We start from the raw sequence: 12,512 nt of genomic DNA, 5'->3' as shown, positions 1-12,512 counted from the left end.
TCCTCATGTTTGTATTATTTACCAAGAAAGCTCTTCTTGAAGAAGTCTAGTTGGAAATCTAATGTAAGTGGATCATTGAAATAGAATTCCATCATGTTTGCTTCGTATACACGATTATTTTTTACTGCTGGGATGTTTTTATATGATTCTGTCTCTTGGAATGAGTTATCAGTATCTTTGTTTTTACTTACGATTAAGTAGTCACCAGCAAACTCAGGTAATACCTCAGTAGATAATGCGTAATAACCTTCTTTTAATGCTTTTTCTTTTACTTTTTCAGGCATTTTTAATTTCATTTCTTGGTACAGAATTTCTGTTCCACGGCCCCAGTTCTCGCCGTATACATAAAGCTGTTTGTTGAAGTTTTCTACAACAGAAACTGTTGCATCTTCACCGATTTTTGCTTTAATTTCTTTACCAGCGTCTTGTGCACGTTTCTTGAAGTCATCAACCCAAGTTTTTGCTTCTTTTTCTTTGTTTAATAACTTACCGATTTCTAAATGCTGTGTTAAGTAATCAACTTTTCCGTAAGTGTATGTTACAGTAGGAGCGATTTTCTTTAACTTATCAACATTTTTAATATTAGATAAACCAATGATTAAATCTGGATTTAGTTCAGCAATTTTTTCAACATTTTCATCTGATACTTCAGCAACATCTTTAAGTTTGCTATCAAAACGTGGGTTTTGTTTAGACCATGAATCTACCCCAACAAGATTTACACCTAATGACATTACGTTACCAGCGAATGATGATAGAACAACAACGCGTTTTGGATTTGCAGGAACTTCTACTTTACCATTTTCAGATTGGTATGTAATTGTTTCTGATTTACTACCTTTTGCATCGTTCTTTTTGTCTGTAGAGCCATTGCTACAAGCACTCATAACAAGAACGAAAAGAACTGTTAGTGAAATAAATAACTTTTTCATCGTCTTTCTCCTTTAACATAGATGATATGTGTATACGATAATTTGTTTAACTGCAATCTGTTTGAATGAGTAGTGGTAATGCAAAATATTTATTAAAAATCTTGAATGTGAGATTTTATAATATAGTATTAACCATATTAATGAAAGAAGATGTAATCTCAAATTTGCTAATTATTAACAAAATGATAATGATTATCACTATTGATTCTTTAAATAATATAATTTTATATAGGTGTATTGTCAATAGTAATTTTGATTGTAAATTTTGCGGAAACAGGTTATATTTTATTGAGAATGATAATCAATGATTAGTAGCTGAGGAGTGAGCACGAATGAATCGAGAAGAATTGTTTGATGTAACTGTGATAGGCGGAGGACCTGCAGGGCTTTATTCAGCTTTTTATAGTGGACTCAGAGAAATGAAAACAAAAATAATAGAATTTCAACCACAGTTAGGTGGGAAAATACATGTTTATCCGGAGAAAATGATTTGGGATATTGGCGGATTATTACCGGTTACTGGCGAAAAGTTAATTGAGCAACTTGTACAACAAGGGTTAACATTTCAGCCAGAAGTTGTATTGAATACAAAAATAGAATCAATTATTCGTAATAAAGATGGTATTTTTACGTTAAAAACAAGCACTGGAGAAGAACACTTTTCAAAAACAGTGATCGTTGCAACTGGAAGTGGTATATTGAATCCACAAAAGTTATCAATTGAAGGTGCGGAGCGATTTGAAGTATCGAACTTAAATTATACAGTTAAATCGTTAAAACGTTTCAAAAATAAAACGGTCATTATTTCAGGCGGAGGTAACTCTGCAATTGATTGGGCAAATGAGTTAGAACCAATTGCGAAAAAAGTCTATTTAACATATAGAAAAGAAGAATTATCTGGGCATGAGGCACAAGTAAAACAACTTATGAACAGTTCTGCAGAATGTTTCTTTAATACATCGATTACAACATTAATTGCTGGCGATAACCATGAAGCGATTGAATATGTAGAATTAACAAATCACGAAACGGGAGAGGTTTCTCAGTTAGCTATCGATGAAGTTATTATTAATCATGGATATGAACGTGACATTACATTATTAGAAAATAGTGAGTTAGACGTTGCGATTATAGATAATTATTATATTGCAGGTAATGCAAATAGTGAATCTTCAGTAGACGGATTATATGCTGCTGGAGATATTTTAAAGCATGAAGGAAAATTACACTTAATTGCGGGAGCATTCCAAGATGCTGGAAATGCTGTAAATAAAGCGAAACAATTTATTCAACCAGATGCAAGTGAGTATGGAATGGTTTCTTCGCATAATGAAGTATTTAAGAAGAGAAATCGTGAATTGATTAAGCAGATGATGAAATAATAAAGGAACAAGTATACCCCCATTTACTTCTCTATTCGAATGACGAGAGAGGTAAATGGGGGTTTTCCTGTTTACTATATTTTCAATCATTATAATGACACCGGTTTCATCAGTTCATGTGACATGAACGTTTTTATTTGTAAATCTTCCTAGAAAACAATGAATCTATGTTTTGCTGACGCAGAACAGTATTACATTACGCTGTTCCTTTAGCTCGTTCTTTAGGGAATGGCATATTTAATATAGAAGCAATGTACTGTTTTCCATGCATTCGAGCTAATGATTCTAATATTTGGCGAACACGTTTTGTAAGATGACCTTGTTTTTTTATTTCCTCACAATATGCGTCATAGAAAACGTATTTAGCCCAAAGGAAATCATCTTGTTGGAATAAGAAATGATTTTTGTACCATTCCCCAATTGTATGGTAACAATTGTTTTCTTGTATTGCTGCGCTTTGAGAAAGAATACGATCAGATAAAGATGTAGTTAAATGAGAAATTGTGTTTTCCGTTTCAACTTGTAATGTTTTTTCTAACATTGTAATGATGTGACGAGTAGCCATATGTTAACGCTCCTTTGTGTAAATGGGTAATACCATTCTATATTTAAAAAATTCTTACTATATACTATTATACAATATATGGAATGCATCTACCTGCTTTTTAGGTTGCATTTACAAAATCTTTTTTATTTGTTTACAAAAATAAAGTAAGATACAGTGTATAGGAAAAAATAATAAAGGAATGAATGCGTTGTATATAACAGTAGAAGAAGCTGCGGAGTATTTGAATTTACCAAAGTCGTATATTGAAGAGCTAATTCAGCAAAAGAAAATTCGTGCACTATTTGATGGAGAGCAATATTTATTAAATAAAGAACAATTCAATACACATTTAGAACAAATGGAGAAATATAAGCAATTAGTGGAAGAAATATTGAACGAACCAATTCCGGAAGATATGGATGTTAAAGATGAAGATTAACTATGGGAAATCCCTTATGAAGATATGCAGAAATGTATCTTCATAAGGGATTTTTTTGTTTAAAGATATCAAAAGCATAGGGGGTTCTTAGTCTTTCTTCAAATTTTGATAGGTAGTAGTCTACCATGTTAAAAGCATATTTTTTTCTAGCTAGGACAAACATAGAGAACGTAACCTGTACAGATACATATACTATCAGTGCAAAAGCTTATAAATTAATGGAAGGGGTTTTCTCGTGAGTTTATTTCATTGTGATTTTTTGAAAGACTTAATTGGATCTTTTGTGAGAGTAAACAGGGGTGGTCCAGAATCTCAAAGAGGAACAATAATATCAGTATGTCCGGACTACTTCGTATTGCAGAATGAAAAAGGTGAGCTTTATTACTATCAACTTAGTCATCTAAAAAGTATTACAAAAAGTGCAAAAGAATGTGGATCAAGTGATTGCGAATGGGAAGATTGCGCATGTGCAGAAGACTTTGAAGCACTTCTTGAAAGTTTCAAATATTGTTGGGTGAAAATTAATCGCGGTGGTCCAGAAAAAGTAGAAGGCATTTTACAAGATGTTTCTTGTGATTTCGTAACATTAATCGTAAAAGAAGAAATTATATTAATTGCAATAAAGCATATTAAAAGTGTTAACTATAATGCTTTAGCATGCGGAGAGAGCGATGAGAGCGACGATAGTAGCAGCAAGGAAAGTAGCAATAATTCAGGTCGCGCTCGTGCACAAAGACAATCAAGTAGAGGCAGATAATAAGAAAGGGGGATACGAAATTGGAGAATGTATTATGCTGTGACCAAATTAAATGTTTAGTTGGTGAGACTGTAAAAGTAAACCTTCGCGGACCAGAAAGTCGAGTGGGTGAGCTCGTATCGTTAGGCAAAGATTATTTAACGTTACAATTACCTCATGGTGAATTAGTATATTATCAGTTGAAACATGTGAAGAGCCTAGTTAAGAAAGTGAAAGAAAGTAAATGTGGCGATTGCTATAGTTCATGTTTCTGCTCTGATGAGGATACTTTTTTAGATATATTAAAAGACTTGAAGTATAAGTGGGTAAAAATTAATCGTGGTGGTCCAGAATGTGTGGATGGTTTATTAAGTGAGGTACACCATGGCTGTATTACACTAGTAAACTGCGATGAAGTTATTTATGTAATTAACTCTCATATTAAGAGTGTGAGTCAAGTAGTTAAATGTAAAAAGAATGAAGATGAATAATGTTTAATAAATAAGAGGGGCATTATGAGGGAAAGAGAAGAACAATTTCTTATTTCGATAGTATGAAAAGGAATTACTTACTATTAAAACAGAACTTTGCCCTGATTATTTTTTTGAAAATGGAAGACTGGAAAGAAGAAATTCATAGAAAGGAGGATATAGATGAATGAGTTAAACAAAAGTATTGGAGAAAATATATATGTTAAATTAATCGGTGAAAAAAGATTTAAAGGTGTATTAATAGACGTAGGAAATGATATCGTTGTTCTTTACAATGGACAAGACTATGTATATATATCTTTATACCATGTACAATATTATAAAATTTTAAGAACATATGATGAAGAAATATCAAAACCAGATGTTGATTCTGTAATTAAGAGGGAATCACCTTCTATCTCTTTGAGGAAAGTATTAAGTACTTCTAAAGGGATTTTCACTGAAATTTATGTAGCGGGAAATGCTCCAATACATGGTTATGTTACAAGTATAATGAACGATTATATCGTTTTTTATAGTCCAGTTTATAAAACAGTATATATATCTTTAAAGCATTTGAAATGGTTAATTCCATATAAAGAAAATCAAGTGCCTTATGCCCTCAATAAAAATGAACTCCCCGTAAATCCATTAAATATTACATTAGCTCGAACGTTTGAAGAACAACTTATTAAAATGTCTGGCAAAATCATGGTGTTCGATTTAGGTGAGGAATCTAATAAAATCGGAAAGATGGCGAAGATTGATGAAGGGCATATTGAAATATTAAAAGCGCGTGATGCGAAAATGTATGTAAATATTCAACATGTAAAATCTGTCCACTGTCCGTAAGCTAGTTGAAAGGGCTGGCTTTTTCTTTTATATGCAGAAGAAAAGGTCGAGCCTATTTGTTTAACTCGATTGGAATATGAGGGGAAAAATGAATTGAGTATAAATATGTTAGTGTGATCATTGAAGAGGAAATCTTGTGCTAAATTATAAAAAATATGTACGAGCTATCTTTTGATGTATTCAATTTATTTTTTTGAGGGAGAACTGCTAACTAATATATTAAAGGGGTTTTGTTGGTGGAGCAGTTTCCAAATTCTTTATCGATTACATTACTTGGTAGTGCTGGTGGAGCAGCAAAAGCAGTTTTAGCGATTTTGAATCAAGCGATAGTAAATGAAAAAGACCCGATTTATGAAGTGATAAAGAGTGTTACATTTCATTTGGTTGATATAAAACAAAAAGATAGGACGTATTATGACGAGTTGTTTCCAAATTTGAAAGATCAATTGTTTTTATCCGAAATAGACCTCCAAGATGTAGTGACATTTAAAAAGCATTTAAAAGAAAGTAGTACGAGTGTTGTTATTGATGTTTCGGGGGCAGATACGATCAGAGTATTAAGCTGTTGTAATGAACTTGGAATTTGTTATATTAATTCAGCTTTGGAAAATGAGGCAGTAGATCAGGACGATAGTTTAATCGGCTTTCAACTTACGGAAAGATATACGAGATTTGAGAAGGAAAAAGAGAAATTTACAAATACAAAAGCAATTATAGGCTCAGGTATGAATCCAGGGGTTGTTCAATGGATGGTTGTTGAACTTATGAAGGAACGCCCGAATGAAAAGCCAAGAGCATGCTATATAGTAGAACATGATACGTCATTTTTGAATGATACAGCACTTATAAAACCTCATACACTGTATGCTTCATGGGCAGTAGAGCGATTTCTAGATGAAGCGATATGGAGTTATCCGATGTATATGAGTCATCATCGTCCCCTTTACTTTTATGAAGATGTATATGCTTCAGAGTATAAAGTAAAGTTGGGAGAGAAAGAGTTTTATGGTTGTTTAATGCCGCATGAGGAAGTTTTAATTTTAGGGAAAAACTTTAACATGGAAGTTGGATTTCTTTACCGAATTAATGAGTATACAACAAATATAATTAGACAGAATTTAAATAAGGTAGAAGATCTATGGAACTGGAATCGTAAAGTATTTAATCCAGCCGAAGAAGAGATTGCGGGCGAGGATCTAGTCGGTGTATTACTCGTTTATGAAAATAGCGAGACATATATGTATAACGTGATGAATAGCAGCCAAGTTTTTCATAAATATAAAACGAATGCGACTTACTTCCAAGTAGGATGCGGAATTTATGCTGGCTTGTGTAGTTTACTGTTCGATGAATTTAAACAAGGTGCCTATTATGTAGAGGAATTATTATTAAATACAGAAAGTAAGTACGGAGAATATTTGAATTTATATATGAAGGATTTTGTAGTGGGGGAAAATGATTTTACAGATGGCTTGCTACATGATCGGGTAAGATGGATATAAGTTGTGATGAAAAGGAAGGGGAAATCCCCTTCCTTTTCGCGTTATAAGGTTACATATTGCTTTGAAAGTAATTTTATACTTATAACTTAATGAGATAATATGTAGAGTTTTTGTATTGATCATGAGGAGTATTTATATGAACAAATTTAAAAGCTTAATTTATGAGGAAAGAGAAGCTTTAAAAGTATTTAAAAAAATTAACGGATTTGTTAGGGAAACCAAAGCCAACAAATTATGAATGATGTAATATACGAGAAATCCTTTTATATGTTGTGCAGTTAATGGAAAGTTATGCAGCGCAATATAGAGTGAAGTTTCACTGGAAAATAAATGGGGATGCATCACCTGTAAACGGTGATGATAAACAATTAAAACAATTGTTATTAAAAATGGGATAGAATCGATGCGAGAAGGTGGAGACATTCATATCCGTGTATACGAAAAAACGGAAGGATATGAACGCATTTATAATTGGGATGGAGAACGAGAAGTTAGACAAAATCGGTAAAGCTTTTTACTCAAAAAAGCAGAATGGTACGGGACTTAGATTAGCGATTACATATAAAATTATTGAGGAGTATCAAGGAAATGTTGCGATTCAAAGTAGCGTGGAAATAGGAACGAAAGTGGAGATTTTTTTAATGATAGTATAATGTGCTACAAGAAAATATTTTTCAGAAAAGTGTTCTTGTTGTGTAAATATAAACATTTTATAAAATGTTTCAAGAAGGGTTTTTTTTATAAAATACTTCGTTTATAATGGAGGAAAATATCGACATGAGATTTGTTATTCATGTAACGGTTCGGTAGTGTTAGAAAAAGTAGGGGTGCACACGCATCCTTTTTCTATGCAGATATGATGAAAGAGGTGGTATCATGGAATTAACATTAAATTCGACTGTATGCTTACACACGATTCAATTTCGAAAAGAGCAAAAGAATTACATTGTAAAAGATACAATTACAGGAGAAAAATATGAAATGCCGCCACTTTGGATTGATGCATTGGCAATGATGCGTGACGGTTTTTTATTGGGGGAAATTGAGGAGAAATTAAAAGAAGAGTATCCAGACGAAGAAATAAATATGTTAGCATTTACAAGGCAACTGTTAGAGCTAGAGCTCGTCGGAATGGTAGATGGGGAAGAAATAGCTTGTACAAAGAAGAAAGAGAAAGATTATTTAGCTTGGTTACGTCCTCGTGTTGAGCAATTCTTTCTTAGTTTAAATAAAAAAAATAGAAGCAAAGGTCAATGATGATCTTTGCTTTTTTGTATAGTTTGTTTAAAAAATTACAGCGAACGCCCTTGCAAAAGCACCGTCGCTATCTTTAATTTTTAATGGTGCCGCTGAGAAAAAGAAACGTTTCGTGTGAATGGCATCTAAGTTTGTTAAGTTTTCAATTAAATAAATATTATTCCCAAGTAGTATGTGATGAATTGGTGATGTTTCTGTCGTTACCTCATCAGGAGAGATGAAATCTAGGCCGACCGATTTTACTTTTAATTGAACTAATTCCTCGGCTAATTCTTCAGAAAGATAAAAAGCTTCTTGCTCATACGCCTCTGTATTCCATTTAGTAGATAGATTGGAATGGAAAATGACAATATCTCCTTCTTTTATGTCAGCATTGTGTAATACTTCTTTACGTAATTTTCGTTCTTGTACATGAGTTACATCAATAAGAACAGCTTCGCCTACAAATTGATCTAGGGGTAATTGATCAATGGTAGTTGCGCCTGAAATGAAATGGGCAGGGGCATCGCAATGTGTACCAACATGAACGACAGAATGGAAATCTGTAACTTGATAACCTGTTTCTTCAACGCTTGTAATGGCTTCTAAATTGATTTTTGGTGTTCCAGGAAATTGAGACATATTATTTTCGAATGTTTGTGATAGGTCAATTACTTTCATTTTAAATACCTCCAATATATGTTTTGAAATATAAAAAAACTCACCTTTCATGGTCAAGAAAGATAAGTTTTGCACACAATAGTTACGTTTTATCTTTCAAAATGCAATGCATTTTGCAGGAATTAGCACCTATTCAGTTTGTATAAACTGAGGTTGCTGGGCTTCAAAGGGCCGGTCCCTCTGCCTCTCTTGATAAAGAATTATTCAGTTTTAAAATTTTAAATTTTTAGATAGTTAAATTGTAATTCATTTCCTTTTTTCGTGCAATACAAAATAGGTATTCACCCAAATAAAGTTGCTCGCATATTGTAGCTTATGTAAATAGAATGCTGCGAAGGAGTGAGTGCAGTGACAGGAAATGTATTGAATTATTTTGCTGGCGGCAATACAGCTAGAGGGTTTCATAATTTATACGAAGAGAATCTAAAAGGGCTAAACAGATTATTTATTTTAAAGGGTGGTCCTGGAACCGGGAAATCTTCTTTAATTAAGGCAATAGGTCGTGACTGGGTTGAAAAAGGATATGATATTGAATTTTTACACTGTTCTTCTGATAATAAATCGGTTGATGGTGTAATTATCCCGAAGTTAAAAGTAGGAATTGTTGATGGAACATCACCGCATGTTATTGAGCCGAAAATGCCAGGAGTTGTCGAGGAGTATATCAATTTAGGGGTTGCTTGGGACTCAGATAAATTGAGAGAGCAGAAAGTGGAAATTGAACGATTTGTTTCAGAAGCAAGCAAAGCTTTTCAAGCTGCTTACGCTCGTTTTAACGAGGCGCTAATTATACATGATGAGTGGGAGAAAATATATATTGATAATATTGATTTTAATAAAGCGAATGAACTAACCGATCAGCTCATTCAGAAATTATTTGCAGATAAAGGCGGGAAACAATCGCTTGTGAAACATCGCTTTTTAGGAGCAGCTACACCGAAAGGAGCAGTTGATTTTGTCCCTAACTTAACAGAAGGATTACCACATCGTTATTTTATAAAAGGACGCCCAGGCTCTGGGAAATCAACAATGCTCAAAAAATTAGCTAAGGCAGCGGAAGAAAAAGGGTTTGAAGTTGAAGTATATCATTGCGGATTTGATCCGAATAGTCTTGATATGGTTATCGTAAGAGAATTAGGGTTTGCAATTTTCGATAGTACCGCACCACATGAATATTTTCCGAGCCGTGAAGGTGATGAAATTATAGATATGTATGCCCTTATTGTGACACCAGGGACGGATGAGAAGTATGCGGAGGAAATACGCCATGTCTCCATTCAGTATAAAACAAAAATGAATGAGGCGATGTCTTTCTTAGCGAAAGCGAAATCAGTTCGTGATAAATTGGAACGTATTTATATTGCTGCTATGGATTTTTCGAAAGTAGATGCATATAAAGAGGAGATTCAAAAAGAGTTTGAACGAATTGCGATTAGTGTAACGGAAAAGAACAAGTAAAAAATAAAGAATTTTGGCAGGCTGTCGGGAATTTTCTGACAGCTATTTTAGTATGTAGTAAACTTAGTAATATATTTGTCGAATTTCCAAGGAAATAATCAAAAAATGGAGAGGGTATGAAATGAGAGAGAAAATTAAGTTGGAGTTAGAGCGAATTGAGAAAGAAAAGGATGTGAAAATTTTATTTGCCGTGGAGTCAGGGAGTCGTGCATGGGGATTTCCTTCGAAAGATAGTGATTATGATGTTAGATTCGTTTATATGCATCCGGTAGAATGGTATTTATCAATTCATGATAAACGAGATGTAATTGAGTATCCGATTAGTGATGATTTAGATATAAGCGGATGGGATATAAAAAAGGCGTTACAATTATTTGCAAAGTCAAACCCAGCTTTACTTGAATGGATTCGATCACCGATTTTTTATTCGAAAAACTCTAGTTTTCCAGAACAGCTTCAGCAAATGAGTGAAAAGAACTTCGATCCGAAAGCAACGATATATCATTATTTACATATGGCTTCAAAAAATTATCGTGAATTTTTGCAAGGTGAGAATGTAAAATTAAAAAAGTACTTTTATGTATTGCGTCCTATTTTGGCTTGTAAGTGGCTAGAGGAGAAAACAACTTTGCCTCCTGTAGAATTCGATCGATTAATTACAGAATTATCATTGGAGCGTAGCGTATTAGATGAAATTGAACAGTTGTTAATAAAGAAAAAGGCAGGTACTGAATTAGATGTTGGATTAAAAATTGATGTGTTGAATCAATTTTTAGAAGAACAAATTCATTACTATCAGCAATATGTAAAAGGAATTGAAAAGGGATCAGGGATAGATATTGAGAGTTTAAATACATTGTTTCGAGATATGTTATTCGAAGTATACAAAAAAGAGCACGAGTAAATTTGTGCCCTTTTTTACTTTGCAGGAATAAGGAAAACAGATATAGCCGCGAGAAGACCTGCGAATGAGAATAAATAGAAATTCCATGCTAAATCATATTGCATTGTCATAATAATACCGACAAGAATAGGACCAGCAATCGCACCAACTCGGCCAAGTCCAAGTCCCCAACCTAAGGAAGTAGCTCGGATATGGGATGGGAAGTATTGTGTCACATATGCATTTAATATTTGAGTAATACCGACCGATCCAATTCCAGCAAGACCAATTAAAAGATAAATGATTGTAACAGATGGTTTAATTGTTAATAGTCCAATACATACAGCTGCCATAAGATAGGAGATGCTAATAACAATTTTGGCTCCTATACGATCTGCGATTGCTCCAGCAAATAATGCACCGATAGCGGCGGTAATATTTAGCATAAGTAGAAATGATAAACTAGATCCAAGAGGATATCCTGCCTGTCGCATCATCTGAGGTAACCAAGTATTTAAACCGTATATTAAAAACATCCCCATTATATAAGTGATCCAAAAAAGCAGCGTTGCTTTTATGTATTCTTTTGAGAATAAAGTAAGAAATCCATTTTTCTTTCGTATATTAGATGGGGCTTGATGAGTTTTCTCTTTTGCATGGAATTCAATTTGAAAACGATTAAGAATTTTATCCACTTCTTCTTGGCGATTACGTGATAATAAAAATTGAATGGATTCAGGTAAATAACGAATAATGAAAGGAATGAGGAGCAATGGAATCATTCCGATGCCAAACATAATTCTCCATCCGAAGTCTTCTAACATAAACATGGATAAAATAGCGCCTAACACGATACCTAAAGGATAGCCAGTAAACATAAGAGCATAAATAAAAGATTGTCGCTTTTTTGGTGAATATTCAACAGTAAGTGCGGAAGCTGTTGGAATGACACCGCCTAGTCCAATTCCTCCGATAAATCGCCATAGTCCAAATAATTCAGGAGAAGGAGCAAGTGCAGCTAGGCCCATTGTAATAGAAAAAAGTGCTAAACAGCATATAAGTGTCCATTTTCGTCCAATTAGATCTGTAATAGTTCCAACTAGAATAGCGCCAATAAACATTCCAAACAAAGCATAGCTTGCAATTGTACCAGCATGAGCTGGTGATAGTGCCCAGCTGTTGTCTTCCAGTAACTTAGGCAGAACGGCCCCGTAAATACCTAAATCATAGCCGTCAGCTAGAATGGCTAGCCAACAAATAAAAACAACAAGTTTTGTAATAGAGTTTGAAAAGATAGTTTTTGTAGATTCTAGATGAGGTGGAGCTGAAGGTTGCATAGTATTCACCCCTTTTATTTATAGATGAATATATTATTTTATTTCATGTTAATATTT

General features: G+C 33.5%; 13 protein-coding genes, 1 pseudogene and 1 riboswitch. Of the genes and pseudogenes, 10 read left to right on the top strand and 4 right to left on the bottom strand.

Going from position 1 to position 12,512, the window contains the following annotated elements; genetic code table 11:
* Positions 1 to 14: 14 nt before the first annotated feature.
* On the bottom strand, positions 15 to 932 hold the full coding sequence (locus tag AC0L0O_RS25750; protein WP_000732577.1) for an iron-hydroxamate ABC transporter substrate-binding protein: 918 nt from the start codon (positions 930 to 932) through the stop codon (positions 15 to 17).
* Between the two features lie 332 nt (positions 933 to 1,264).
* Here AC0L0O_RS25750 and AC0L0O_RS25745 point away from each other — a divergent pair, with 332 nt between their 5' ends.
* Positions 1,265 to 2,314, top strand: coding sequence for an NAD(P)/FAD-dependent oxidoreductase (locus AC0L0O_RS25745; RefSeq protein WP_001078275.1), 1,050 nt, complete (start codon positions 1,265 to 1,267; stop codon positions 2,312 to 2,314).
* Between the two features lie 196 nt (positions 2,315 to 2,510).
* Here AC0L0O_RS25745 and AC0L0O_RS25740 read toward each other — a convergent pair whose 3' ends face one another.
* Positions 2,511 to 2,879, bottom strand: coding sequence for a hypothetical protein (locus tag AC0L0O_RS25740; RefSeq protein WP_000235482.1), 369 nt, complete (start codon positions 2,877 to 2,879; stop codon positions 2,511 to 2,513).
* A gap of 181 nt (positions 2,880 to 3,060) precedes the next feature.
* On the opposite strand from AC0L0O_RS25740, the gene AC0L0O_RS25735 reads away from it, so the two are divergent.
* From AC0L0O_RS25735 to AC0L0O_RS25705, 7 genes and pseudogenes are all read left to right on the top strand, one after another.
* Positions 3,061 to 3,300, top strand: a complete 240-nt coding sequence (locus AC0L0O_RS25735) for a helix-turn-helix domain-containing protein (protein ID WP_000993176.1) — start codon at positions 3,061 to 3,063, stop codon at positions 3,298 to 3,300.
* Between the two features lie 235 nt (positions 3,301 to 3,535).
* Positions 3,536 to 4,057, top strand: a complete 522-nt coding sequence (locus AC0L0O_RS25730; RefSeq protein ID WP_000051540.1) for a hypothetical protein — start codon at positions 3,536 to 3,538, stop codon at positions 4,055 to 4,057.
* A 20-nt stretch (positions 4,058 to 4,077) separates the two neighbouring features.
* Positions 4,078 to 4,527: a PI-PLC domain-containing protein gene (locus tag AC0L0O_RS25725; protein ID WP_000432505.1), complete on the top strand. Its 450-nt coding sequence runs from the start codon at positions 4,078 to 4,080 to the stop codon at positions 4,525 to 4,527.
* A 162-nt stretch (positions 4,528 to 4,689) separates the two neighbouring features.
* Positions 4,690 to 5,358 carry an LSm family protein gene (locus tag AC0L0O_RS25720; RefSeq protein ID WP_001004287.1) on the top strand — a complete coding sequence of 223 codons (669 nt, stop codon included), beginning with the start codon at positions 4,690 to 4,692 and terminating at the stop codon, positions 5,356 to 5,358.
* Between the two features lie 236 nt (positions 5,359 to 5,594).
* A complete protein-coding gene (locus tag AC0L0O_RS25715) occupies positions 5,595 to 6,860 on the top strand; it encodes a hypothetical protein (protein ID WP_000434747.1) in 1,266 nt (421 codons plus the stop codon).
* A 206-nt stretch (positions 6,861 to 7,066) separates the two neighbouring features.
* Positions 7,067 to 7,513 (top strand): annotated as a pseudogene (locus AC0L0O_RS25710) (ATP-binding protein); the annotation flags it as partial.
* 223 nt (positions 7,514 to 7,736) lie between these two features.
* Entirely contained in the window at positions 7,737 to 8,117 is a 381-nt protein-coding gene (locus AC0L0O_RS25705) for a hypothetical protein (RefSeq protein WP_000424111.1), read from the top strand.
* Positions 8,118 to 8,144: 27 nt separating this feature from the next.
* On the opposite strand, the gene AC0L0O_RS25700 is transcribed toward AC0L0O_RS25705, so the two are convergent.
* A complete protein-coding gene (locus AC0L0O_RS25700) occupies positions 8,145 to 8,777 on the bottom strand; it encodes a cyclase family protein (protein ID WP_000862964.1) in 633 nt (210 codons plus the stop codon).
* 86 nt (positions 8,778 to 8,863) lie between these two features.
* Positions 8,864 to 8,976: riboswitch (SAM riboswitch) on the bottom strand.
* 149 nt (positions 8,977 to 9,125) lie between these two features.
* Here AC0L0O_RS25700 and AC0L0O_RS25695 point away from each other — a divergent pair.
* Entirely contained in the window at positions 9,126 to 10,235 is a 1,110-nt protein-coding gene (locus AC0L0O_RS25695; protein ID WP_000147449.1) for a PRK06851 family protein, read from the top strand.
* Between the two features lie 121 nt (positions 10,236 to 10,356).
* On the top strand, positions 10,357 to 11,139 hold the full coding sequence (locus AC0L0O_RS25690) for a nucleotidyltransferase domain-containing protein (protein WP_001208288.1): 783 nt from the start codon (positions 10,357 to 10,359) through the stop codon (positions 11,137 to 11,139).
* Positions 11,140 to 11,153: 14 nt separating this feature from the next.
* On the opposite strand, the gene AC0L0O_RS25685 is transcribed toward AC0L0O_RS25690, so the two are convergent.
* Positions 11,154 to 12,455 carry an MFS transporter gene (locus AC0L0O_RS25685; protein WP_071729632.1) on the bottom strand — a complete coding sequence of 434 codons (1,302 nt, stop codon included), beginning with the start codon at positions 12,453 to 12,455 and terminating at the stop codon, positions 11,154 to 11,156.
* Positions 12,456 to 12,512: the final 57 nt, after the last annotated feature.

This window comes from Bacillus sp. GS3m_15504, assembly GCF_055825275.1.
Note: the sequence above shows the minus strand (reverse complement) of the source record. Positions and strands in the feature narration are given on the sequence as shown.